The 24694-nt window shown below is 70.5% G+C and carries 21 protein-coding genes; 11 read left to right on the forward strand and 10 right to left on the reverse strand.

The features are described 5' to 3' along the window. Positions 1-121: 121 nt before the first annotated feature. Positions 122-832 carry a FadR/GntR family transcriptional regulator gene (locus IDM40_RS10940; protein WP_328806992.1) on the forward strand — a complete coding sequence of 237 codons (711 nt, stop codon included), beginning with the start codon at positions 122-124 and terminating at the stop codon, positions 830-832. A gap of 16 nt (positions 833-848) precedes the next feature. Here the strand turns inward: IDM40_RS10940 and IDM40_RS10945 are convergent, their stop codons facing one another. Then, complete coding sequence (locus IDM40_RS10945) at positions 849-2225, reverse strand: SLC13 family permease (protein ID WP_193121844.1); 1377 nt, start codon at positions 2223-2225, stop codon at positions 849-851. A 220-nt stretch (positions 2226-2445) separates the two neighbouring features. After that, on the reverse strand, positions 2446-3468 hold the full coding sequence (locus IDM40_RS10950; RefSeq protein ID WP_193121845.1) for an Lrp/AsnC family transcriptional regulator: 1023 nt from the start codon (positions 3466-3468) through the stop codon (positions 2446-2448). 127 nt (positions 3469-3595) lie between these two features. On the opposite strand from IDM40_RS10950, the gene IDM40_RS10955 reads away from it, so the two are divergent. Next, entirely contained in the window at positions 3596-4819 is a 1224-nt protein-coding gene (locus IDM40_RS10955; protein WP_193121846.1) for a M20 metallopeptidase family protein, read from the forward strand. Then, positions 4816-6156: an MFS transporter gene (locus tag IDM40_RS10960; RefSeq protein WP_193121847.1), complete on the forward strand. Its 1341-nt coding sequence runs from the start codon at positions 4816-4818 to the stop codon at positions 6154-6156. The genes IDM40_RS10955 and IDM40_RS10960 overlap by 4 nt, the downstream gene beginning before the upstream one ends. Before the next feature lie 67 nt (positions 6157-6223). Here IDM40_RS10960 and IDM40_RS10965 read toward each other — a convergent pair whose 3' ends face one another. The 4 genes from IDM40_RS10965 to IDM40_RS10980 all read right to left on the reverse strand — a co-directional run bounded on the left by IDM40_RS10965 (position 6224) and on the right by IDM40_RS10980 (position 9513). Next, on the reverse strand, positions 6224-7189 hold the full coding sequence (locus IDM40_RS10965; RefSeq protein ID WP_193121848.1) for a GDSL-type esterase/lipase family protein: 966 nt from the start codon (positions 7187-7189) through the stop codon (positions 6224-6226). Between the two features lie 91 nt (positions 7190-7280). Continuing rightward, positions 7281-7790 (reverse strand): MarR family winged helix-turn-helix transcriptional regulator, encoded by a 510-nt coding sequence (locus IDM40_RS10970; RefSeq protein ID WP_193121849.1) that lies wholly within the window; start codon positions 7788-7790, stop codon positions 7281-7283. Between the two features lie 86 nt (positions 7791-7876). Then, positions 7877-8536 carry a TetR/AcrR family transcriptional regulator gene (locus IDM40_RS10975; RefSeq protein WP_193121850.1) on the reverse strand — a complete coding sequence of 220 codons (660 nt, stop codon included), beginning with the start codon at positions 8534-8536 and terminating at the stop codon, positions 7877-7879. Positions 8537-8550: 14 nt separating this feature from the next. After that, complete coding sequence (locus IDM40_RS10980; RefSeq protein ID WP_193121851.1) at positions 8551-9513, reverse strand: acyl-CoA desaturase; 963 nt, start codon at positions 9511-9513, stop codon at positions 8551-8553. 550 nt (positions 9514-10063) lie between these two features. Between IDM40_RS10980 and glmU the strand changes: the two genes are divergently transcribed. From glmU to pth, 4 genes are all read left to right on the forward strand, one after another. Further along, positions 10064-11527: a bifunctional UDP-N-acetylglucosamine diphosphorylase/glucosamine-1-phosphate N-acetyltransferase GlmU gene (gene glmU / locus IDM40_RS10985; protein ID WP_193121852.1), complete on the forward strand. Its 1464-nt coding sequence runs from the start codon at positions 10064-10066 to the stop codon at positions 11525-11527. 16 nt (positions 11528-11543) lie between these two features. Further along, the gene (locus IDM40_RS10990) at positions 11544-12512 is read left to right on the forward strand and encodes a ribose-phosphate diphosphokinase (RefSeq protein ID WP_193121853.1); all 969 of its coding nucleotides are present in this window, start codon (positions 11544-11546) and stop codon (positions 12510-12512) included. A gap of 368 nt (positions 12513-12880) precedes the next feature. After that, a complete protein-coding gene (locus tag IDM40_RS10995) occupies positions 12881-13525 on the forward strand; it encodes a 50S ribosomal protein L25/general stress protein Ctc (protein WP_193121854.1) in 645 nt (214 codons plus the stop codon). Between the two features lie 71 nt (positions 13526-13596). Then, entirely contained in the window at positions 13597-14217 is a 621-nt protein-coding gene (pth, locus tag IDM40_RS11000; RefSeq protein ID WP_193121855.1) for an aminoacyl-tRNA hydrolase, read from the forward strand. 16 nt (positions 14218-14233) lie between these two features. Here pth and IDM40_RS11005 read toward each other — a convergent pair whose 3' ends face one another. Then, positions 14234-15343 (reverse strand): endo-1,4-beta-xylanase, encoded by a 1110-nt coding sequence (locus tag IDM40_RS11005; protein ID WP_193121856.1) that lies wholly within the window; start codon positions 15341-15343, stop codon positions 14234-14236. Between the two features lie 326 nt (positions 15344-15669). On the opposite strand from IDM40_RS11005, the gene IDM40_RS11010 reads away from it, so the two are divergent. The 4 genes from IDM40_RS11010 (at position 15670) to IDM40_RS11025 (ending at position 20364) form a co-directional block, all read left to right on the forward strand. Continuing rightward, a complete protein-coding gene (locus IDM40_RS11010; protein WP_193121857.1) occupies positions 15670-16461 on the forward strand; it encodes a 3'(2'),5'-bisphosphate nucleotidase CysQ in 792 nt (263 codons plus the stop codon). A gap of 50 nt (positions 16462-16511) precedes the next feature. Then, positions 16512-17444 carry a sulfate adenylyltransferase subunit CysD gene (gene cysD, locus IDM40_RS11015; RefSeq protein WP_193121858.1) on the forward strand — a complete coding sequence of 311 codons (933 nt, stop codon included), beginning with the start codon at positions 16512-16514 and terminating at the stop codon, positions 17442-17444. Between the two features lie 101 nt (positions 17445-17545). Beyond that, entirely contained in the window at positions 17546-18814 is a 1269-nt protein-coding gene (gene cysN / locus IDM40_RS11020; RefSeq protein ID WP_193121859.1) for a sulfate adenylyltransferase subunit CysN, read from the forward strand. Between the two features lie 389 nt (positions 18815-19203). Then, complete coding sequence (locus IDM40_RS11025) at positions 19204-20364, forward strand: S8 family peptidase (protein WP_193121860.1); 1161 nt, start codon at positions 19204-19206, stop codon at positions 20362-20364. Positions 20365-20623: 259 nt separating this feature from the next. On the opposite strand, the gene IDM40_RS11030 is transcribed toward IDM40_RS11025, so the two are convergent. The 3 genes from IDM40_RS11030 to IDM40_RS11040 form a co-directional block, all read right to left on the reverse strand. After that, entirely contained in the window at positions 20624-21850 is a 1227-nt protein-coding gene (locus tag IDM40_RS11030) for a phosphotransferase (RefSeq protein ID WP_193121861.1), read from the reverse strand. A 58-nt stretch (positions 21851-21908) separates the two neighbouring features. Then, positions 21909-23873 (reverse strand): hypothetical protein, encoded by a 1965-nt coding sequence (locus IDM40_RS11035; protein WP_193121862.1) that lies wholly within the window; start codon positions 23871-23873, stop codon positions 21909-21911. A 215-nt stretch (positions 23874-24088) separates the two neighbouring features. Continuing rightward, the gene (locus IDM40_RS11040) at positions 24089-24481 is read right to left on the reverse strand and encodes a DUF4190 domain-containing protein (protein WP_193121863.1); all 393 of its coding nucleotides are present in this window, start codon (positions 24479-24481) and stop codon (positions 24089-24091) included. Positions 24482-24694 lie beyond the last annotated feature (213 nt).

A 24694-nucleotide genomic window follows, 5' to 3' on the forward strand; every position in this document is an offset into this window, starting at 1 on the left:
ACTCCTCACTTTGGATCACTGGATAAGTGGATGATCCACTTATTGGACTATCCAGTAATCCAATAGCTGTGTGGGCCGCTAGTTTGCTAATCTGGCGCGGCGATGTCAAGGGGGGTGCCAGGTGACCGACACGGGCTCGTTCAAGCCCGCAGTACGATCACGCCTGTACGAGCAGGTGATCGATCAACTGCGTGAGCACGTCACACGCGCCCGGTTGAAGACCGGTGACCGCCTGCCCTCCGAACGCGAGCTCTCCGAACGCATCGGGGTCAGCCGCGCCTCCATCAAGCAGGCCATCGTCGTGCTCGAGGTCCAGGGGCTCGTCGAGATCCGGCACGGCGGCGGCACGTACCTGCGCACCGACCACCTCAGGCCGGAACCTGTGTCGATCCTCGTCGACCGCAAGCGGCGCCTGCCCGACGTGCTCGACGCCCGCGAGGCGCTCGAGACCAAGCTCGCCGAGCTCGCCGCCCAGCGCAGGACCGACGACGACCTCGCGGCGCTCGACGGAGCGCTCGACGTCATGGAGGCCGACATCGCCTCCGGTGAACTCGGCGAGGACGGCGACCACCGGTTCCACGCCGCCATCACCGCGGCCGCGCGCAACGAGCTCCTGGCGGCGTTCATGTCCGAGCTCTCCGACCAGATCGCGGAGACCCGCAAGGAATCGCTCCACCAGCCCGAACGCCCGGCGCAGTCGTTGCGCCAGCACCGCGACATCGTGGACGCCATCCGGGCGCAGGACCCGGAGGCCGCCGTCGCCGCCATGCGCGCGCACCTGCAGTCGGTCAGCCGGGTCCGCCTGCTCACCTGGCAGCCGGACGACGACTGAGGCCCTGGCACGACCCTCACAGTGAGCCCGGGAGAATGATGAATCCCCACGCGGCCAAGGGGGCCAGGACGCACAGGGTCCCGGTGTAGAGGAGCATGCTGCGGTACAACTGCCCGGGGTCGGACACCTTGGCGTTGGCCAGCACAAGGGCGCCGTTGGTCGAGAACGGGCTGATGTCGGTCAGGGTGATGGCGATGGCCAGCGCCGCCACCATCGCCGTGGCGCTGACGTCGCTCTGCATCAGGAACGGCACGGCCAGGGGGATCACCACCCCGAGCATGGCCGTGGTCGAGGCGAATACGGTCACCACTGCTCCGATGACGCAGAGCAGGAACGCAGCCAGCATGGCCGACTGGATCCCGGTGACCATCGAGCCCACGTGGTCGATGGTTCCGGCCTCCTCCAGGACCGCAACGAAGGTCAGCACACCGGCGAGCAACAGGACCGTCGACCAGCTGATCTTGGAGACCGCGTCCTTCTGCGACTGCGGGAAGAGGACTGCGAGGGTGACCGCGACGCTCATGGCGACGAACCCGAGGTCCATGTCGAACCCGACGGTGAGCACGATGAGGGTGGCCAGGCCCAGCAGGGTCAGGGCCTGATCGATGGAGATGCGCTTCGGCCCAACCCCGTCGAGCTCGCTGTCGTCCCCGTCGGCCGTGGTCGGGCCCGAACCGTCCGAGGGCCGAACGCTTCCGGCATCCCCGCCGGAGCCGCCGCTGCGCACGCCGGCGCCGACCGGGGTCGCCGAGCGTGTGGTGGAGCCGTTGACCCTTCTCATGACCACGGCGGTGATCCTGCTGTTGCCGAGCAGGAGATAGAGGCCGAACGCGAAGAACAGGTTGAACACGAAGTTGAGCAGGAACACCGTCATGGTGCTGCTCGCGATGGGCAGGTTCTGTTCCAGCCCGTTGACGATCCCGCCGTAGACACTGATGGGGGAGAAGCTTCCCGCCTGGGCCCCGTGCACCACCATCGCCCCCATCAGGAGCGGGTTGATCGCGTGGCGCGCCGCGAAGCCGAGGGCGATCGGCGCGATGATCGCCACCGCGGCCGGGCTCAGTGCTCCGATCGCGGTCAAGGTGGCGCTCAGGAAGAACATGACCCAGGGGAGGGCCTCGGCGCGTCCTCCCACCGCGCGTACCGCGCCGCGTACCAAGAGGTCCACGGTCCCGTTGCCCTGCGCTATGGCGAACAGGTACGTCACCCCGATGAGGATGAGCACGAGGTCCCCGGGGAACCCGGCGATGATCTCGGCGGTGCTCATGGACAGGGCGAGCGTTCCTACGAGGAAGGCCGCCACGAAGGCCAGCGCGCCCATGTTCACGGGGAACGCGATGGCGATCACGAAGATCACCACCAGGGCGAGGACCGGCACCCAAACGATCGACATCGATTCTCCTTGCACGTGAATCGCCAGTGCCACGTGCGCCTCTTTCGGCACAGTGGATTACTGGATAGTCCACTTTGCGGGTGACTCAGATCTCACGTCAAGATCTCTTGGCACAGAGGTTTCCCCGCCGTGAAAAAACGTCCCTCGCGCACGCGATGCGTACGGGGCCGAATACGCTCCGTCGTGGCCGCGCGCCGGCCTGCGGGGGCAGGGGCCCGGGTCAGGCCACCAACGTGGGGTCGGGTGTGACGACCTCGCCCGTACTGCGCCCCGAACCGTCCAGGATCCACCCCATGCGCTTGCGCGTGCGCAGCGTCAGCACCCGCCGCGTCAGCGTCATCGCCGGAAGGCGTTCCTCCAGCACCGACTCGAGGCGGCCCAGGTCCTCCGGGTTGCGTGCCCAGAACGTGAACAGTAGGTTCGACCCGCTCACCGTGGACACACACAACCGCAGCTGGGGGTGTGTGGTCAGCGAACGCACGGTACGCGCGATCTCCCCGCCGGGCACCCGGGCGAACCACGTGCACACCAGCGGCCACCCCGAATGCGGCTGGGCCAGCTCGCACCGCAGCGACAGGTGTCCCGACGACAGCAGGCGCGCCGCCTGCCGCCGCACGGTCGCCGGGCTGCGGTCCAGCCGTCGGGCGATCTCCGCGGCGCTGCGGCGGCCGTCCTGGCAGAGCGCCTCCACCAGGGGTGCGTCGCGGTTCATCCGGCCGCGCCGAGGATGCCCGGGCGGTCCCGGGTCGGGGGCGGACGGGCGCAGGCGTGCCTGCTGGCGGGCGTCGAGTGCGTCCAACCGCCACCGGCTGCCCTCCCAGTGCACACGCGAGGCCACGTGCGTGCGGCACCCGGACACCCCGGGGATCCGCGGGAGGTCGTCCAGCACCAGGCGGGAGAGCGCCCCCTGGTCGGGCACCATCACCGTCAGGAACAGGTCGGGGTCACCCGCGGTCTCCTCCACCGACACCGCCCGCGGATCGCGGCACAGCGCCTCGCGCACCGCGTGCCGGAGCGGCGCCTCCACGTCCACCTCGACGAACGCCAGGTGCAGGTCCTCGGCCGTCCCGGTCGGGTAGGCGCTCATCCACGCCACGCCCTGCTCGTGCAGGCGTTCCCATCGCGCGGCAGCGGTCGCGGGTCCCACGCCCAGGGTCCGGCCGATCTCGGTCCAGGTGGCACGCGGCGCGATCTGTAGGGCGTGCACCAGGGCCCGGTCCCGTTCCTCCAGCGGACCTTGCACAGAAACCCTCCTCGGGCGCCCTTCGATGATCGAATCGTCCAGAATCCACCATCGTTCTTCTCGTGTTCGCAAAATACCCGGTGACCCGTTTCCGTCGATGACCCAGGTCACACAGGGAGAGCACCGAATGACGACGTACGACGACGCCGCGGAACTGGGCGACGACCTGGTCGCCCTGCGCCACGACCTGCACCGGCACCCCGAGATCGGGCTCGACCTGCCACGGACACAGGAACGGGTCCTGCGCGCCCTGGACGGCCTGCCCCTGGAGACCGCCACCGGAACCGCGTGCTCCTCGGTCACCGCCGTGATGCGCGGGGGCGACGCACCGCCGGTCCTGTTGCGCGCCGACATGGACGCGCTGCCCGTGCAGGAACGCACCGGGGTCGAGTACGCCTCCCGTGTCGACGGCGCCATGCACGCCTGCGGCCACGACCTGCACACCGCGATGCTGGCCGGGGCCGCACGCCTGCTCGCCGACCGCCGCGGCGAACTCCCGGGTGACGTCGTGTTCATGTTCCAGCCGGGGGAGGAGGGCTGGGACGGCGCCGGCGTCATGCTGGAGGAGGGCGTCCTGGACGCCGCCGGCCCGCGCGTGGGCGCCGCCTTCGGGATGCACGTCTTCTCCGCGGTCCTGCCGCACGGCCACATCGCCACCCGGCCGGGCCCGATCCTGGCCGCCCAGGACGAGGTGCGCGTGACGGTCCACGGCGCGGGCGGCCACGGTTCCACCCCGCACCGCGCCAAGGACCCGGTCACCGCGGTCAGCCAGATGATCGTGTCGTTGCAGACCATGATGACCCGGGAGTTCGATGTGCTCGACCCCGCGGTGCTCTCCGTCGGGTCCCTGCACTCGGGTTCTGCCGCCAACGTCATCCCGGACACGGCGAGCTTCGCGGCCACCGTCCGCACCTTCTCCGACACCACACGCGACCGCCTCCTGAGCACACTACCGCGTCTCGTGCACGGCATCGCCTCCGCCCACGGTGTCGGGGCCGACGTCGAGGTCCTGCCCGGCTACCCCGTCACCGTCACCGACCACGACGAGACCGCGTTCGCCGCCGACACCGCCGCCGGCCTGTTCGGGGACGAGCGGCACCACACCCTCGAGAAACCGCTCATGGGTTCGGAGGACTTCTCCCGGGTCATGCAGGCCGTCCCCGGCAGCTTCATCGGCCTCGGCGCCGCACCGGTCGGCGCCGACCTCGAAGAGGCGCCCTTCAACCACTCGCCGCTGGCCGTCTTCGACGACGGGGTGCTGCCGGTCGGCGCCGCCCTGTACGCCGAGCTGGCCCTGCGCCGCTTCGCCGAACCCACCGCGTCCGCCGCGGCCGAGGGGGAGCGCCGATGAGCACCGCGAGCGCCACCGACGTCCCCCTGCGCGTGCGGCGCAAGGCCGTGTTCGCCGCGTCCCTGGGCAACTTCATCGAGTGGTTCGAGTTCACGCTCTACGGCTTCTTCGCCGCGATCATCGCGCTGAACTTCTTCACCTTCGACGGCGGAGAGCCCTCGCTGGTGGCCACGTTCGCGGCCTTCGGCGTCTCCTTCGTCTTCCGGCCCCTGGGCGCGGTCGTCTTCGCACACTTCGGCGACCGGACGGGGCGGCGCACCACCCTGTCGGTGGCCGTGATCAGCATGTCCCTGGCCACTTTCGCGATCGGTGTGGCGCCCAGCTACGAGACCGCCGGGGTGCTCGCCCCGGTGCTGCTGGTCCTGGCCCGGCTGGTGCAGGGCTTCTCCGCCGGCGGGGAGTTCGGCGGCGCCACGTCGTACATGGTCGAGTACGCACCGAAGGACCGCAGGGCCTTCTACGGCAGCTGGCAGTTCTTCACCCAGCTGTTCGCGGGCCTGTGCGCCGCCGGGACCGGCGCCGGGCTGGCCGCGGTGCTCACCGAGGCCGACCTGGTCGAGTGGGGGTGGCGGGTCCCGTTCGTCCTGACCCTGCCGCTCGGGCTCATCGGCCTGTACCTGCGCCTCAAGCTCGACGAGACCCCCGAGTTCGCCGAGAGCCGCGAGGCCCCGCGGTCGGAGGCGCCGGGACGCACCCCGATCCTGGTGGCCCTGCGGGACCACTGGCGCAGCCTGGTCACGCTCATCGGCATGATGATCACCGGCACCACGACCATCTACATGATGCAGGCGTTCTGGCCGGCGTTCCTGGTCGAACAGGTCGGGATGCGCCACAGCGACATGTACGGGGCGATGGCCGCGGGCATCGGCGCGAACCTGGTCCTGATCCCGCTGTGGGCGGTGGTCTCCGACCGCATCGGCCGCCGCAAGCCTTTCCTCGTGGCGACCCCGGTGCTGCTCCTGCTCGTGGCCGTGCCCGTGTACTGGCTGCTCCTGCAGGGCGAGTTCGCCACGACGCTCGCCGGGTACCTGCTGGTGGCCCTGGCCGGCTCGCCGATGATGGGCGTCCTGGCCACGGCGATGGCCGACTCCTTCCCCACCGCGGTGCGCTACAGCGGGCTGTCCCTGGCCTACAGCCTGGCGGTCTCGATCTTCGGCGGGTTCACACCGCTCGTGCTCTCCTCGATGGTCGAGGGCACCGGGGACCTCATGAGCCCGGCCTACTACCTCATGGCCACGGCGGTGGTCTCGGTGGTGGCGGCGGCGCTCTTCCGCGAGCCGGTCCCCGACGCCGAGACCGAGGCCGAGCCGGAACCTGCCCCGGGACGGTCCTCCTGAGGGGACGGGGCAGACGCGGGCGCGGCGGGCACGAACGGCGGCCCCGCCGCGCCCGCCCGTATGCGGCTCAGCGCAGCTGGTCCTCGAACAGCCCGGCGATCTCCTGGGCGCCGGCCTGGTTGGTGTGGATGTCCGGTCCGACCGCGGTGTCGCACATCCACGTCCAGTCGCAGACCGCCTGCACGTTCGCGGGCATGCCGGTCGCGCTGGCCTCGGGGACCTCGAAGTCGGTGGAGTCGAACAAGACCTCCACGTCGGCGACGTCGATGCCGGCGTCCGCGTAGGTGCTGCGCATCGACTCGTTCATCTCCTCCAGGACCCCGGTGGCGTACTCGACCACACCCTCTCCGCCGGGCAGGTCGCCCTCGACCTCCGCGGTGCCCTCGGGGGTCTCCTCGTCGGTGACGTCCTCCTCGAGCTCGCCCTCGTCCTCCAGCAACAGGGCGGCGAGGAAGGGGTTGTAGTAGGTCATCCCCACGATCTGGGTGTCCTCGCCTGCGGCCGCGCGCAGCCGGTCGGCGATCTCGGGCAGCTCCGAATCGATGCGTTCGAGGCCGTCGTCGACGCAGTCGACGTCGAGGGTGGGCCCGTCCTCCCCGTCGATGTCGAGGTCCTCGACGCACCCGGTGAAGTTGTTGCCGCCGATGGTGAGCGTGATGAGTTCGACCCGGTCGCCGTTCTCGGCGAGGAAGTTCTCTGCGGCGCCCAGCTGGGACATCCCCTCGTACTCGCCCTCGCACAGGCCTTCGCCGCCCTCCAGGAAGGACGTGGTGTCCTCGCCGCCGCATCCCATGCGCTCGTGCTGCAGCGTGGAGTCGGCGTCGTAGAGGGTCCGGTACAGCACGTCGGTGTAGCCGTCCCGGGTCTCCTGCAGGGTCCCGTTGTCGTCGGGCTGCACACCCACGGTGAGGGAGTCCCCCAAGGACAAGTAGTGGCGGGGGCCGTCGCCGGCCGCCTCGTCGCCGTCGTCACCGCCGCAGCCCGCGGCGACCAGGGCCGTCGCGGCCGTGGCGGCCAGCACCGTCCATCGCATTCTCACTGTCGAACTCCAACCGGCGTGCTCGAGGAAGGGGTTGCGCCTGGGGCAGGCGCCGGTGAGAAGGACGCCGTACCGCCGACAGTGCCTAGCTTTTCGGACTCTCCGGCCCCTGGTCCAGGGGTGCGAGCAGACTCCGCAGCAACGCGGCGAGCTGCTCGCGGTCCTGGCCCTCCATCGGGGAGAGCAGGCCCTCCTCGTAACTGACGAGGGAGGCGAGCGCGGCGTCGATGCGCTCGGCCCCCTTGTCGGTGAGCCGCACGAGCACACCGCGCTTGTCGGCGGGGTCGGGGCGGCGGCGTACGAGCCCGGCCGCGGCCAGGCGGTCCACGCGGTTGGTCATGGTGCCGGAGGTGACCAGGGTGGCGCGCAGGAGCCGTCCGGGGCTGAGTTCGTAGGGAGGGCCGGAGCGGCGCAGCTCCGCCAGCACGTCGAACTCCCACGGTTCGATGGCGTGCTCGGTGAAGACGGTCCGGCGGGCACGGTCCAGGTGCCGGGACAGACGCGAGACACGGCTGAAGACCTCCAGCGGCCGCACGTCGACGTCCGGACGCTGGGTCCGCCACGCCTCGATCAACCCATCCACCTCATCGCGCATGGGTCCCAGCCTATCTCTTGACATCAAGATAGTGGGGCGGGTATGCGAAGTGCACACCCGCCCCACAAGGCTTCGTTCCGTCAGGTTCAGCGCTTCGAACGCCGCTCCTTGCTCTCCAGCTGGGGCTTGGCCTCCAGGCTGGACAGCCCGTTCCAGGCCAGGTTGACCAGGTGGGCGGCCACCACCTCGCGGCGGGGCTTGCGCACCTCGAGCCACCACTGGCCGGTCAGGGCCCACATGCCCACCAGCGCCTGCGCGTACATCGGGGCCAGAGCGGGGTCGTAGCCGCGCTCCTCGAACTCGGCCACCATGATGTGCTCGACCTGGCTGGCGATGTCGTTGATGAGGCTGGCGAAACTGCCCGTCCCGGAGGCCACGTGGGAGTCGCGGGTCAGGACCCGGAACCCCGTGGTGTTCTCCTCGACGTAACGCAGCAGGGCCAGCGCCGCCTTCTCGATCTTGCTGCGGGCGTGGTCGGCGGTCAGGGCCTCGCCCATCATGTCCAGCAGGGTGCGCATCTCACGGTCGACCACGACCGCGTAGATGCCCTCCTTGCCGCCGAAGTGCTCGTAGACCACGGGCTTGGACACGCCGGCACGCGCAGCGATCTCCTCGACGGAACTCGCGTCGTAGCCGCGCTCGGCGAACAGCTCGCGCCCGATCTCGAGCAGCTGTTGCCGACGCTCCTTGCCCGTCATGCGCTTGCGGCGCACGCGGACCTTCTGATCGCTGTCGGCTGCTCCCATGATGGCTACCGATCCTAGACCGTCACGCGCTTGGCGGCGAGTCGTTCCTTGTTGGGCCAGCGGACCTTGGTGGCCCAGCCGAACTTCTCGAAGATCCAGATGAGGCGGGCCGAGATGTCGATCTGGCCCTTGAGGACACCGTGCCGCGCGCAGGTCGGGTCGGCGTGGTGCAGGTTGTGCCAGGACTCGCCGAAGGAGGGGATGGCGAGCCACCAGACGTTGCGGGAGCGGTCGCGGACCTCGAAGTTCTCCTCGCCGATGGTGTGGCAGATGGAGTTGATGGACCACGTGACGTGGTGCAGCAGGGCGACGCGCACCAGGCTCGCCCAGAAGAACGCGGTGAAGGCGCCCCAGAGGGACATGGTGATCAGGCCGCCGATGAGCGCCGGGGCGAACAGGGAGAAGAGCACGATCGGCAGGAAGAGCCGGTCGATGAGGACGATGTCCTTGTCCTTGAGCAGGTCGGGGGCGAACCTGCGCGGCGACGTCTTCTTCTCGTCCAGGTACATCCACGCCATGTGGGCGTAGTAGAGGCCCTTGGCGACCGACTTCCAGTCGTCGCCGAAGCGCCACGGCGAGTGCGGGTCGCCCTCGGCGTCGGCGTACTTGTGGTGGCGCCGGTGGTCGGCCACCCACTTGATGACGCTGCCCTCGATGGCCATGGAGCCGGCGACCGCCATGGCGATCTTGAGCGGCCGCTTCGCGCGGAAGGAGCCGTGGGTGAACAGGCGGTGGTAGCCGACGGTGATCCCCAGGCCGCTGATCAGGTAGAAGACCGCGGCGATCGCGATGTCGACGAAGCTGAGGCCCCAGCCCCAGAAGAAGGGGACGGACGCCAGGAGCGCGATCAGCGGGATGAACACGAAGGCGAAGACCGTGTAGCGCTCCGCCTTGCCCCGGGGTTCGGGCTCGTACTCGGGGATCGGCTCGCGCTTCTTCTTGGTCTCGCCGATGGGGATGTCAGGAGCAGCGGTCATGGTTCACATACCTCGTTGCCGGGGGCCGGTCGACAGAGTTTTCCCAGTTGGGGAGGGTTCAGGCCGGGCGGGCCCAGCCCCTCGCGGCGTCCCAACCTATACCTACGTAACCGTAACCTACGTAGGCGTAGGTTTGGCAAGCCCCCGTGAGGACGCGCTATGTTTGGTCCGGAGCAGACGGATGTGGCGACTTCTCGCCCGCCGCTTTCCCGGATGATGTAATGGCAGCATGTGGGGTTTTGGTCCCTATCGTCCAGGTTCGAGTCCTGGTCCGGGAGCTGGGAAGGCCGCCGCCCCGAGCGCGGGCACCGGCGGCACAGCCGACGCGGCCCATCTCACACTGCGCACGCCGAACGCCCCGCGACGGGCGAGGGCGGCCGGATCCCCCTCCCACCGGGCGTGACGCCCGCTGGGGCGGATGTGACGCGCATGTATCCTTCCCATGTTGGCCGCAGGTCTCGACGGCCGCCCGTGCGGCACCCGCGGGTCGCGCGCCGCCGAAGGGTGAGCCGACACGTCAACCGCCAGCTATCACGAGGGGTCTCCTTCTGTGAGCGTGAACCGACCGGCTGCCGTCATAGTCCTCGCAGCGGGCGAGGGCACCCGTATGAAGTCGAAACTTCCCAAGGTCCTCCACGAGATCGGCGGCCGCAGCATGCTCGGCCACGTCGTCGCGGCGGCCCGGGACGTCGACCCGAAGCATTCGGTCGTCGTGGTCGGCCACGCACGTGAGCAGGTCCGCGAACACCTGGCGGAGGTGGCCCCCGGGGTCGACACCGCCGTCCAGGAGGAACAGAACGGCACCGGCCACGCGGTGCGCATGGCGGTCGAGCACCTCGCCGAGACCGGCGCCGACCTCTCCGGAACCATCGTCCTGACCTGCGGTGACACCCCGCTCCTGCGCGGCGCGACCCTCGGTGAGCTGGTCGCCGCCCACCAGAGCGAGGGCAACGCCGTGACCGTGCTCTCCGCGCGCGTGCCCGACGCCCACGGTTACGGGCGCATCGTGCGCGACGCCGACGGCTCGGTGACCGGCATCGTCGAGCACGCCGACGCCTCCGACGACGAGCGCGCGATCGACGAGATCAACTCCGGCATGTACGCCTTCGACGGCTCCCTGCTGACCAAGGTCGTGCAGCGCCTGTCCACCGACAACGCCAAGGGCGAGGAGTACATCACCGACGCCCTGTCGATCCTGCGCGGCGACGGCCACCGGGTCGGAGCCTGGGCCGCCGGCGACCGGCACGAGGTCCAGGGCGTCAACGACCGGGTCCAGCTCGCCGAGGCCCGCCGCCTGCTCAACGAGCGGATCGTCGAGCAGCACATGCGCGCCGGCGTCACCGTGGTGGACCCCGCCACCACCTGGATCGACGTCCAGGTGCGCATCGGCGCCGACACCGCCGTCGAGCCGGGCTGCCGGCTCATGGGCGAGACCGTCATCGGCGAGGACGCCCTCGTCGGGCCCCGCGCCGTACTCACCGACACGACCGTCGGCGACGGCGCCGAGGTCCGGGAGACCACCGCCGACCGGGCCGAGATCGGCCCCGGGGCCGGCGTGGGCCCCTACACCTACCTCCGGCCGGGCACCAGCCTGGCCGAGCGGACCAAGGCCGGTGCCTTCGTCGAGGTCAAGAATGCGACGATCGGCGCCGGATCCAAGGTTCCGCACCTGACCTACGTGGGTGACGCCGACATCGGTGTGGGCAGCAACATCGGCTGCTCCTCGGTGTTCGTCAACTACGACGGGGTCAACAAGTCCCGGAGCACCATCGGCGACCACGTGCGTATCGGCAGCGACAACACGATCGTCGCCCCGGTGCACGTGGGCGACGGAGCCTACTCCGGTGCGGGGAGCGTCGTCCGCGAGGACGTCCCGCCCGGGGCACTGGCGGTTTCCGAAGGGCACCGACAGCGCAACATCGAGGGTTGGACCCAGCGCAAGCGGCCCGGGACGGCCGCCGCGGACGCGGCGGACCAAGCTGATCGGCACAGAGCCGACGACAACCAGCAGTGAGTGTGGGGGAAAACACGTGACCGGGATGAAGGCCACCGGCCAGAAACAATTGATGCTCTTCTCGGGGCGCGCGCACCCGGCCCTGGCCGAGGAAGTGGCGAAGGAACTGGGGATCGACGTGGTTCCCACCCGGTTCGACACCTTCGCGAACAGCGAGATCTTCGTCCGTTACCTGGAGTCGGTGCGCGGCAGTGACGCCTTCGTCCTCCAGACCCACTCGGACCCGGTCAACGAGTCGATCATGGAACACCTGATCATGGTCGATGCGCTCAAGCGGGCCTCCGCCAAGCGCATCACCGTGGTCACCCCGTTCCTGGGTTACGCGCGCCAGGACAAGAAGCACCGCGGGCGCGAGCCCATCTCGGCCCGCCTGATGACCGACCTCTTCCGTACCGCGGGCGCGGACCGGATGATGGCGGTGGACCTGCACACCGACCAGATCCAGGGCTTCTTCGACGGCCCGGTGGACCACCTGTTCGCCCTGCCGATCCTGGCGGACTACGTCGGCGGGCAGTTGAACCTGTCCGACATCACCGTGGTCTCCCCGGACGCCGGCCGTGTGCGCACCGCCGACCGCTGGGCCGACCGCCTGGGCTCGCCGCTGGCGATCATCCACAAGCGCCGCGACCCGGACGTGGCCAACCAGGTCAAGGTCCACGAGGTCGTCGGTGAGGTCGAGGGGCGCACCTGTGTGCTGGTCGACGACATGATCGACACCGGCGGGACCCTGGTCAAGGCCGCCGAGGCCCTCTTCGAGCAGGGCGCGAACAAGGTCGTGGCCGCGGCCACCCACGGTGTGCTGTCCGGTCCGGCCGCGGAGCGCCTGCAGAACTCGCGGATCTCCGAGGTGATCGTCACCAACTCGCTGCCGATCCCGGAGGAGCGTTCCTTCGAGAAGCTCACTCAGCTCTCGATCGCCCCGCTCGTGGCCCGCGCCGTCAGTGAGGTCTTCACGGACGGTTCCGTCACGAGCCTGTTCGAGTAGCCTCTCCCCGAGAGTCGAGCCACCCCCCGAGCAGGCGTAGCCACACACTGTCGCCGGCGGGCGTCCCCCCTCATGGGAGCCCGCCGGTGGGTGTGTACGGAGTCGTCGGTGAAGCCAGTAGACTTGGCCGAGTGTCCCCGTGTCCAGCGGAGTCCGTTCGGGCTGCGCGATAGAGCGCGGGCAGGGGTGCGCGACGAGCGTTCCCGGGCCGGACGGGTCCGGTGACGGCTCGCCGGGCACGCCTGGAACCAGGGTGGTCGTGTCCCCCGGACGGGGTGACCCCGCCGTATCCCCGCCGCGGCGGGATTCGTTCGTACTACTGGAGTCGTGTTCCCCGTGCTGCGGGGTTGAACCCGAGGAGTTTTGTCGTGTCCGAGGTACGTATCGCTGCCGAGCCCCGCACGGAATTCGGCAAGGGCGCCGCTCGTCGCGTCCGCCGCGCGGGCAAGGTGCCGGCCGTCCTCTACGGCCACGGCACCGAGCCCCGCCACCTGAACCTGCCGGGCCACGAGCTCATGCTCGCCCTGAAGACCCCGAACGTCCTGATGCGTATCGACGGCGTGGGCAAGGACAACCTCGCCCTGCCGAAGAGCGTTCAGCGTGACGCCATCAAGGGCTTCGTGGAGCACGTCGACCTGCTGGTCGTCGCCAAGGGCGAGAAGGTCGAGGTCGAGATCCCCGTGACCGTGACGGGTGAGGTCCAGACCCCGGGTGTGCTCAACCAGGAGCTCGTCGCCGTGGCCGTCGAGGCCGAGGCCACCCACATCCCCGAGGGCGTCGAGATCGACGTCGAGGGCCTGGAGTCCGGTGAGATCCGGACCGCGGGTGACCTGAAGCTGCCCGCCGGCACCACGCTGGTGACCGACGCCGAGACCACCGTTCTGACGGTCTACACGCCGCAGACCGAGGACGAGCTCGCCGAGGAGGAGGCCGCCGAGGAGGAGGCCGCCGCCGAGGGCGAGGCCGCGTCCGAGGGTGAGGCCGAGGGCGAGAAGGCCGAGGCCGCCGAGTAAGGCGCCTGCACCAACGCGAGACGCGCGGTTCCGGCTTCCGGGACCGCGCGTTCGTCGTAGGGTCGGGTTCCATGAAGCGCCTGCTGGAAGCACTGGGGATCAGGAAGACCGAGGACATGACCGAGCGCTGGCTGGTGGTGGGGTTGGGAAACCCCGGGCCGAAGTACGCCGGGAACCGGCACAACGCCGGGTTCATGGTGGTGGACGCGCTGGCCGCCGCCGAGAACGAGCGGTTCAAGGCGCACCGGTCCAACGCCGAGATCGCCGAGACCCGCCTCGACGGGGTCCCGGCGATCCTGGTCAAGCCGCGCACGTTCATGAACCTGTCGGGCGGCCCGGTGGCGTCGCTGGCGCGGTTCTACAAGATCCCGTCCGAGCGCATCGTCGTGGTGCACGACGAGATGGACGTGGACTACGGGGCGCTCAAGCTGAAGAAGGGCGGCGGCTCGGGCGGCCACAACGGCCTCAAGTCCCTCACCGCTTCCCTGTCCGGCCCCGACTACCTGCGGGTGCGCTTCGGTGTGGGCCGCCCGCCCGGCCGGATGGACCCTGCCGCCTACGTGTTGCGCGACTTCGCCTCCCCCGAGCGGGCCGAGCTCGACCTCAACGTGGAGCGGGCGGCCGACGCGGTCCGGACGGTGCTCACCGACGGCCTGGCCAAGGCGCAGAACATCTTCCACACCGCCGCCTGAACCGATCCCCGCGGCGTCAGCCGGTGTGGGCCTGCAGGGTCTCCCGGAGGGCGTCGTAGGCGGGTTTCGGGTTCAGGTCGTCGTCCATGATCGACCCCGCGCCCTCCCCGGGGAAGGCGATCGGGATCCACGAGTACCGGTCGGTGAAGCTCCAGACGGTGAAGGACGTGCAGCTCTCGGCGTCCAGGCACGCCTGCAGGGCGCGTGTGTAGAAGTCTGACTGTTCCGCGAGCTGTTCCTCCGTCGCCCCGGCGCCCTCGTGCGGTGTCTCCACGCGCACGTCCACCTCGCTGAGCGCCGTGCGCAGCCCGAGGTCGCCGAACCGGTCGAGGTTCTCCTCCAGCGACCCCGGGTAGCCGGCGGCGGTGCTCAGGTGGGCCTGCGCGGAGAACCCGTGCACCGGGACCCCGTCGGCGAGCAGGTCCTCGACGAGGGCGAGGTAGGCGTCGCTCTTGTCGTTGACGTCCTCGACGTTGTAGTCGTTCAGGAACAGCTCCGCCGCCGGGTCGGCCTCGTGCGCCCACCGGAACACGTCCCCGATGATCTCCGGGCCGAGTTCGCGCAGCCAGAAGTTCTCCTCGGTGCGCAGTTCGTTGTCGTCGCCGATGAGCTCGTTGCCCACGTCCCACTGGTGGACCCGTCCCTCGTACCGCCCCACGACCGTGGTGACGTGGTCGCGCAGGATCTCCCGGAGCTCGCCCTCCGTGTGGTCGCCCTCCTCCAACCAGTCCGGGTTCTGGTCGTGCCAGAGCAGCGCGTGGCCGCGCACCTCCTGGCCGTTGGCCTCGGCGAACTCCACGATCCGGTCTGCGGCGTCGAAGTCGTAGGAGCCCTCGGCGGGGTGGATCTCGGACCACTTCATCCGGTTCTCCGGCGTGAGGGAGGCGAACTCCCGGGCGAGGACGTCGGTGTACTCCTCGTCGTGGGTGAAGGGATCCGGGTACGGCTCGGCGTCGTGGTGGCCGCCGCCCGCGACGGAGCTCCCGATGTGGAACCCCTCGGGCGCGGCGTCGCGCAGGGTGTCCTGCGCGGCCTCCTGGACGGCCACGGGTGAGATCGGCAGCAGGGCGAGCGGGACTGCCGCCGCGGTGGCGGTGAGCGAGGTGGTCAGGCGTGGCCTCGGCATGGTGCCTCCGGTTTCGTGCGCCCGGCCCGCACAACAGGCCGGTACTTAAAGCGATGTTCTGATTACTTTCAGTTACTATTCTCAGCGTCGAGCGGGCCTGTGACCGGGGGTTGCCCCCCGAGGGCCGGTTCCGGGTTCCGTACGATGGTGCCCGGAACGGACGCGTTCGAGGCTGTGCGGGTCGGCGGAGGTTCCGGACCCTGTTGGGAGGATTCGGGCCGTCCGGGCCCGCGTACGTGGAAAACTGGGCGCCGACGCCAGGCCTTCACAACCAGTGGACGACGCGGCCGGCGAGGACCATCCGTGGGGCGGGAGCAGACGAGTCGGTGAAAAGCATCCGGAACGATCATGAGGTGGCCCGTGACCTCGCGGGCGAGGCGGGGCAGCTGCTACTGCGCCTGCGCGCCCGGCACGGCTTCGACGAGCCCGAGGTGTTGCGGACGCTGGGGGACCGCACGTCGCACGAATTCCTCTTCTCCGCCCTCGGGCGCCTGCGTCCGAGCGACGCGGTGCTGTCCGAGGAAGGTGTGGACGACGAGGCGCGGCTGAGCTCCCGGCGCGTGTGGATCATCGACCCGCTGGACGGAACACGCGAGTTCGCCGAGCCCGGCCGAACCGACTGGGCCGTGCACGTGGCACTGTGGGAGAACGGCGAGCTGGTCGCCGGCGCCGTCGCCCTGCCCGCGCAGGGCAGCACGCTTTCTTCGGTGGACCCGCCGTGGCTGCCCGAGGAGCGCCCCTCCGATCAGCGCCTGCGCATCACCGCGAGCCGCACCCGGCCGCCGGAGTTCGTGCAGCGCATGGCCAACCAGCTGGGCGCCGAGGTGGTGCCGATGGGTTCGGCCGGCGCGAAGATCTGCGCGGTCCTGCTCGGTGTGGCCGACATCTACGTGCACTCCGGCGGACAGTACGAGTGGGACAGCGCGGCGCCCGTCGCAGTGGCGCGTGCGGCCGGTCTGCACGCCTCCCGCATCGACGGTTCCGAGCTGCTCTACAACCGGGCCGACCCCCGGCTCCCGGATATCCTTGTATGTCGATCGGAATTGTCGGGTATGTTGTTGGCGAGTATCCGCGACGGCGCGGATCTGGACAACGCCGGGCCGCACGCGGGGGGCTGACCCGTACGCCCCACCGCCGTCGGCCGAGTCGGTAACACGAAGGCGGATTCATGGGTCAGGCGAGTCAGCAGGCACCCGGGCGTCACCAGCTCTCCCAGCTGGACGTCCTGGAGGCCGAAGCCATCTTCATCATGCGCGAGGTCGCTGCCGAGTTCGAGCGACCCGTGCTGCTCTTCTCCGGGGGCAAGGACTCCATCGTGATGCTCCGCCTCGCGGAGAAGGCCTTCTGGCCCGGGGCCGTGCCGTTCCCCGTCATGCACGTGGACACCGGGCACAACTTCCCCGAGGTCATCGAGTTCCGCGACCGCCGCGTCGCGGAGGCGGGGGTGCGCCTGGTCGTGGCCTCCGTCCAGGAGCAGATCGACGCGGGCAAGGTCAGCGAGCCCACCGGCCGCTGGGCCAGCCGCAACCGCCTCCAGACCTCCGCGCTGCTGGAGGCGATCGAGGAGAACCAGTTCGACGCCGCCTTCGGCGGCGCCCGGCGCGACGAGGAGAAGGCCCGCGCCAAGGAGCGTGTCTTCTCCTTCCGCGACGAGTTCGGCCAGTGGGACCCCAAGAACCAGCGTCCCGAACTCTGGAGCGTGTTCAACACCCGCATCGAGCGCGACGAGCACATCCGGGTCTTCCCCATCTCCAACTGGACCGAGCTCGACGTGTGGGCCTACATCAAGCGTGAGGGCCTGGAGCTGCCGTCCATCTACTTCGCGCACGAACGCGAGGTCTTCGAGCGCGACGGGATCCTGCTCTCCGACTCGCCCATCATCAACCGGGGCGAGGGCGAGGACGTGTTCACCGAGACCGTCCGCTACCGCACCGTCGGCGACCTCACCTGCACCGGCGCGGTCAAGTCCGACGCCGTGGAGATCGACGACATCATCACCGAGATCGCGGCGACCCGGCTCACCGAACGGGGTCAGACCCGGGCCGACGACCGCGCGAGCGAGGCGGCCATGGAGGACCGCAAGCGCGAGGGTTACTTCTAGCGGGCGTGCCTTCTCAGGGCTCCCGCTCCCTCTCGGTGCGCCCCTCCGCCCTTCGTGGGCCCCACCATCAGTCCCCTTCGCACACAGGACCCGGTCCAGCTATGAACAACGACATCCTGCGGTTCGCCACGGCGGGCTCCGTCGACGACGGCAAGAGCACCCTGATCGGGCGGCTGCTGTACGACTCCAAGTCCATCTTCGAGGACCAGCTCGACGCGGTGGAGCGCACCAGCGCCGCACGCGGTGAGGAGCGGGCCAACCTGGCGCTGCTCACCGACGGCCTGCGGGCCGAGCGCGAGCAGGGCATCACCATCGACGTGGCCTACCGTTACTTCGCCACGCCCAAGCGCACCTTCATCATCGCCGACACCCCGGGGCACGTGCAGTACACCCGGAACATGGTCACCGGCGCCTCGACCTCCGACCTCGCGGTCATCCTCGTGGACGCGCGCAAGGGCCTGCAGGAGCAGAGCCGGCGGCACGCGTTCCTGGCGAGCCTGCTCCAGGTCCCGCACCTGGTGCTGGCGGTCAACAAGATGGACCTGGTCGACTACTCCGAGGAGCGTTTCGAGGAGATCCGCCGCGAGTTCTCCGAGTTCGCCGCCAAGCTCGACACCCGTGACGTGACGTTCGTGCCGATCTCCGCGCTGCACGGCGACAACGTGGTCACCACCTCCGAGAACATGCCCTGGTACAAGGGCTCCTCGCTGCTGCACCACCTGGAGAACGTGCACATCGCCTCCGACGACAACCTCGTCGACGCACGTTTCCCCGTGCAGTACGTGATCCGGCCGCAGAAGTCCGACGACCCCGAGCTGCACGACTACCGGGGTTACGCCGGACAGGTGGCCGGCGGGGTGTTCCGTCCGGGCGACGAGGTCGTGCACCTGCCGTCCGGGTACACGAGCCGGGTCGCCAAGGTGGTCACCGCCGATGGGGAGCTGGAGGAGGCCTTCCACCCGATGTCGGTGACGCTCCTGCTGGAGGACGACATCGACGTCTCGCGCGGCGACATGATCGCGCGAGTGAACAACCGTCCCGAGTCGGCGCAGGACGTCGACGCGATGGTGTGCTGGATGACCGACAGCCGCAAGCTCACGCCCCGTTCGCGGCTCCTGGTCAAGCACACGACGCGCACGGCGAAGGTGATGGTCAAGGGCCTCTACTACCGCCTGGACGTCAACTCGCTCTCCCGTGACCAGGAGGCCGAGCACCTGGAGCTGAACGAGATCGGCCGGGTGCGGCTGCGTTCCACCCAGCCGCTGTTCGTGGACGAGTACGCCAGGAACCGTCAGACCGGCGGGTTCATCCTCATCGACGAGGCCACCAACACCACGGTCGGTGCGGGGATGGTCGTGAACGCAGAATGACCTGAGAAATCATCAAACATTCTCAGGGGTGAGAAAACTGTATCCCCACCGGGGTTGAATGATCGGCGGGGCTTCCGGGGGGAGAAGATAGTCCTCGGGTGATGGGACCTCATCCCGATTCGGGGCCGCTCGCACTTTCGAGTGCGGCGGCCCCGAGTTGTGTACGGAGGGTTCGATGACGGTCGTGTGTCCCTTGTGTGACTGTCGAACCGGAACCCCGCCCGGACATGCAGTTCGACCTTGAATCGGAGAAAAATTCGACCCAAGTATGGCAATCCGCCGATCTTCTTACTAAAGTGTCGAACTGCACTAAAGGTGCAACAGTGCGAATACGTACCGTAGTGCCCAAGGTGCTCATATCCCCGCTAACCCCCTCAAGGAGAAACACCTTGAAGAAGCACCCAACCCGCAAGGCCGTGGTCGGTTTCGTCGCGGCGGGCGCCCTGTCGGTCCCCTTCGCCCTCGGCGGTGCTGCCGCCGCCGGCGCCGATGACCTGGCACCCCTGCACACGAGTGCGGACGCGGTGGCCGGCGAGTACTTCGTGGTCCTCGAGGACGGCGTCAGTACCGCTTCGGTGACCCCCTCCGCCCTCGGGATCTCCGCTGACCAGGTCAACCACTCCTACGAGGAGGTGCTGAACGGTTACTCGGCCTCCCTGAGCGAGTCCGAGGTGCAGGACCTGCGCGCGGAGTCCTCCGTGGCCTACATCGAGCAGGTCGGCCAGGCCGAGGCCTTCGTGCCGTGGGGCCTGGACCGCATCGACCAGGAGGACCTGCCGCTGGACGGCGAGTACTCCACCGAGGCGGACGGTTCCGGGACCACCTCCTACATCCTGGACACCGGCATCGACGTGGACCACCCCGACTTCGGCGACCGTGCCGAGGCCGGTTGGGACGCCTACGGCGGCGACGCCGAGGACGTCCAGGGCCACGGCACGCACGTGGCCGGCACCATCGGTTCCGACAGCTACGGTGTCGCCCCCGGCACCGGCCTGGTCGGTGTGAAGGTGCTGGACGACCAGGGCTCCGGTGAGTACGACGACATCATCGCCGGTGTCGAGTGGGTGGCCGAGAACGCCGACGACAGCTCGGTGGCCAACCTCTCGCTCGGCGGCCCCGAGTCGCCCGCCCTGGACGAGGCCGTGAACGCGCTCGCCGACTCCGGTGTGTTCGTCGCGGTCGCCGCGGGCAACGAGAGCCAGGACGCCGGCAACGTCTCCCCGGGCGGTGCCGAGGGCGTCGTGACCGTCGCCGCCTCCGACGAGAACGACGGCTCGACCTTCTTCACCAACTACGGCAGCGCCGTGGACATCTACGCGCCGGGCGAGGACGTCGAGTCCACCGTGCCGGGCGGCGGCACGGACACCATGTCCGGCACCTCCATGGCCAGCCCGCACGTGGCCGGTGCCGCGGCGCTCTACCAGGACGCCAACGGCTCCGCCGACCAGGACACCGTCCTGAGCTGGCTGGTCGACAACGCCGGTGAGGACAAGCTCGACAGCGTGCCCTCCGACACCGTCAACCTGCTGCTCAACGTCGAGGGCCTGTAAACACCACGCCGGTGCCCCCGGCGTGACCTGACACGGGAGCGCGGCCCCCGCGCCCCCGGACCCCGCACCGCGGCCCCGAGCCGACCGGACCCTCCGGCTCGGGGCCGTTGCCGTGTGCGGAACCTGCCCGGTGTGTTGGCGGTGCCGGGCCTCGGACGGGGGACGACGGGGCCGGGTTGCGGGCGGCGTGGCGGTGGTGCGGGCATCGGCTCCTCACCTCTGGATCGGTCGGGACGAAAAGGGGGACAGGTCGGTCGGCTCAGTCGGTGTGCGCGGCTTCGTGGCCGGCCCGGACCTGGAGACCCTCCAGGGCGGGCAGCAGCCAGTCGTCGACCGCGGCCATGGCGGGGCCGCCGTGGCCCGGTTGCAGGTCGGCCAGGAAACGCGTGGCCAGGTCGATCAGGTACAGGGCCATGACGGTGGACACCGTGTGCGGGCGCAGACCGGTCTCGGCCATCAGCGGGTCGCGCAACAGCCGTGACCCGGTCTCCAACCACCGGTGCACACCCGGGTGGACGCCCGCCTGCACGCTCTCGTTGAGGTCGTAGTGCAGCGCGTCGAAACCGGCGGGGGCGTCCAGGGCGAGGCGTTCCCAGTCCCACACGAACGCGCGGCGGGCTGTGCTGGCCACGTTCCACCTGGTCAGGTCGCCGTGCCAGGCGCCGAAGGGGACCTGCACGTCCGGGAGCCGGCGCAGTGCGGCGCGCAGGGGAGCGGCCTCGGGGCGGGCGCCGAGCATGACGATGCGTTCCTCGAGCGAACGCCGGTAAGGGCTCTCCGACAGCCGGCGTGTGCGCACCGTTCCCAGCCCGACGATCTGGGCGACGCACCGCAGGAGCTGGCGCCGGGTGGGGCGGTCGGTCTGGTCGCCGACCGGCAGCGCCTCCTGGACCATCAGCGGTTGGCCGTTCCACTCGCCCTCGTGCATCAGGCGCGGGACCGTCACGTCCGGGAGCGGGCTCTCGTCCAGGTGCCGCAGCGCCCGGGTCTCGGCACGGACCAGGCGCGAGGTCAGTGTGTTGGTGGCGACCTTCGCGTACCCGATGGTGCGCCCGCCCGGGGTGAGCAGCAGCAGGACGGGCTTGCGGTTGGCGCGGGGTGGGCCGAGGTGGATCGCCACCGACACCTCCCGGTCCAGCGCAGAGGCGAGCGCGTGCTCGATACCGGGCCCCGCGCCCACGTACAGGCGGTCGCGCAGCAGCAACGGAGCCAACCCGGTCGCGAACGCCCCGGTCAGGACCAGGGAACGCAGGCGCTCGGCGATCGAGTGGTCCTGGGAGAAGGACGCGATCCCCCGGGTGGCGGCGGTGCGGTCGTGCGCGGGCAGGATGATGCGCGGGTTCCGGGCGTTGGGCACCGGAAGGTACTGGTTGCCGCGCTCGCGCCGGGCCAGCCGGGCGCCGGCGAACTCCCCGGGCCCCAGCAACCCGCCGCACGGCCACAGCACGGCCGCCAGGTCGGTCAGATACGTGGATTCACTGTTCACCGGACACCCCCGCGAGCACGGACGGACAGAGCTGCGACGTGGAGGCGGGTGCGCGGCATCAGCGCCCTGCCCCCGTGGCGGCGTCGGACCCGGGACCGGCGTCCGAAGTGTTGTCGGGCACCCCCGCCATGCCGCCGTCGGGCTCGGAGCGGGCCCCGGTTCCGGTTCCTCCGAGCGCGACGGCGTCGCTGTCCCCCATGGCTCGGGCCTCCGCTCTCGCGTCGACGGGGGAGCCGCCCGCGGTTTCGCCGGGACCGGCGTCCGTGCCTGCCGGGGTCTCGGCCTGCCTCAGGGTGCCGTCGGCGCGGACGCGGGAAGCGTCCACGGCCTCACGGCCCACGTCGGTGCGGGTACCGGGCGCGCCGGCTGCGCCGGTCAGGCCCTCGGAACCCGTTGGCCCCCCGCCGCTCGGGTCGTGCTTCGCACGGTCGTGCTCGGCGACCCTGCAGGCCGGCACGGCCCCGGCCGGAGCGGCCTCCGACGCCGGCACCGACGCGGGAGGGGGAACCGGAACCTCGGGGGCGTCCGCGTGCACCAGGACCACGACGCCGGGCACCGCCGTCCCGCTGAGCTCGGCGGCCCGCACGAGCGAGGCCAGGTCCTCCCGGCGCGAGCGTCCGAGCTCCACCACCGGCACGAGGGCATCGGCCACACCCATGAGGGCCTCGACGTCGGCGCGCCCGGTCCCGGCGGTACTGGTCAGGACCGTGTGGTCGGCGTCGGGGCGCAGCAGCTCCAACAGGTCGTGCACCACGGTGGCCTGGACGGGTGCGCTGGTCCCGGGCCGCCCGTGCCGCAGCACACGCAGGCGGGGTACGGAGTCCGGACGCACCGTGAGCGCGCCCGGGTCCTCACCGTCCACGAGCGCCTCGGCCAGACCGGGCCCCTCGGGCAGCCCGAGCGGGGCGGGGGAGGGGTCGGCGCACACCAGCAGCGTCTCGGACCCGGTGCGGGCCAGCGCGGCGGACAGGTCGACGGCGGCGCGGGGCCCGGAACGCCCCGGGGTGACCGAGGTGACGAGGACGACCTGCGCCCCCTCCGCCCCCTCGGGCTGCTCCTCCTCGTCCGCGCCCTTGCGCACGCCCAGCCGTGACCGCAACAGGTGTGCGCACGCGTTGGCGCGCTGCCCGCCCGAACTGTGCTCGTCGAAGGGTTCGCACAACAGCTCGTCCAGGCGCGCGGGCACGGGCATTTCCATGAGTACCGGGCTCCCGGACAGCCGTGCCGCCTGCACGCCGTCACGCACCCGCGGGTCGAGGCGGTCGCGCACGTACGCCGCCGCGAGCCCCAGCGCCAGGCCGGCCGCGGGCCCGCCGAACAGCCACAACAGCGGCGAGGGCGCGGAGGCCGAACCGGGGGTGTCCGCGGGGTCGACGACCGTGCCGGGGTCGGCGGTCTGCGCCATCGCGGTCAGCGACGCGACGACCCCGCTCAGGTCGGCGACCTCCTGCTGGAGCGCCTCGGTGCGTGCGGCGTCGCCCTCGACCTGTGTCAGCTGCGCGTACAGGACCTCCTGTTCGTCGCGCAGCGCTTCCAGGTGTGTGGCCAGCAGGGCCTGGGTCTGCTGGGCACGGGTGGCGAGGTAGGCCTCGGCCCACCCGTCGGCGCCGTCCCGGGCCTGCTCCGGGGTGGGCGCGGTGTAGGCGATCTCGAGCACGTCGCCGTCGGAGGGCGCCTCCACGTGCACACGGTCCGCCAGTTCGGCGGGGGAGAGGCCGTCCTCGCCCCGGGTTTCGGACACCACCGCGGCCGTGAGCTCGGACCCGGCCAGCTGCACCTCGGCCGCGATGTCGAGGTCCCGCCCGGGGGCGTCGTCGGGCACCCCTCCGGCCTCGGCCGCGCCCGGCGGCCGCACCTGGACGGTGGTGGTCGCGGTGTAGGCGGAGGGCAGGGCCGCCAGGGCCGCCACGGCCACGGCCAGGCCGCCCAGCAGGCCGGTCAGGACGATCGTGCGGCGGCGACGGACCAGCGCGGTGCGGTCCTTCGGGGCCGGACCTGCGGAGCCGGGGGCGTCGGTGTCCATCGGGTCCCCTCCGGGCGGAGATCGGAGCACTTTTAGTGAACGATTGCATACTAAGTGTAATCCCTTTGGGTGTGCCCGCTGGTTTGCGAAGCGGCCGTTTCTTCAAGGCCAAGCGACCGGAAAGTGGCCCCGCCCCGGACACGACGGAAGGGGTGGCGGAACCGGTCCGCCACCCCTTCCAAGAGTTCGCTGTCCGGCCGCCCGGGCCGGAACGGTCAGCCGCCGATGACCTCCGGCGGCAACCCGGTCCCCGACTCCCACGCCTGGTCGCACGCGTCCTGGGTCGAGACCGTCTGCGCCCGGGCCGAGCAGTCCCGGTAGTCGGCCACCTGGTCCTGGTAGAGGAAGAGCACCGCCGCCATCGCCACCGACAGCACGATGCCGACCGACCCCACGAACACGCTCGCCATCGCCATCGGCGCGGTCACGCTGCGGCGGCGCGCGGCACGGCGTGCGCGGAAACCCTGGATCAGACCGAAGGCCGACAGGAAGATCCCGTACGGCGGGAGCAACAGGCCGACCGCGCCGAAGAACAGGCCCCACAGCCCGCCTCTCTCGGACTTGGGCGGCTGCCCGTCGTTCTGCGGCTCCGGGCTGTTCTCGCTCACGGGTGACTCTCCTTCGGTGGCGCGTGGGAGTGCGCCGTGTGTGGCCGGCTCGCTCTGGTGCGGCGTTCGGCGGGGGTCCACCGATCGCGCACGGGCGGAGCGTACCCGGTCACGGTCTGCGGGCAGCGGGACGGGAGCCGGGAGAGCCGTCGCACAACCCCAGGTCCCCGTCGGTCCGACGCTACCCGGACCGATAGGGTGGGAAAGCGGACG

Source organism: Nocardiopsis coralli (assembly GCF_014892575.1).
Classification (GTDB): domain Bacteria; phylum Actinomycetota; class Actinomycetes; order Streptosporangiales; family Streptosporangiaceae; genus Nocardiopsis; species Nocardiopsis coralli.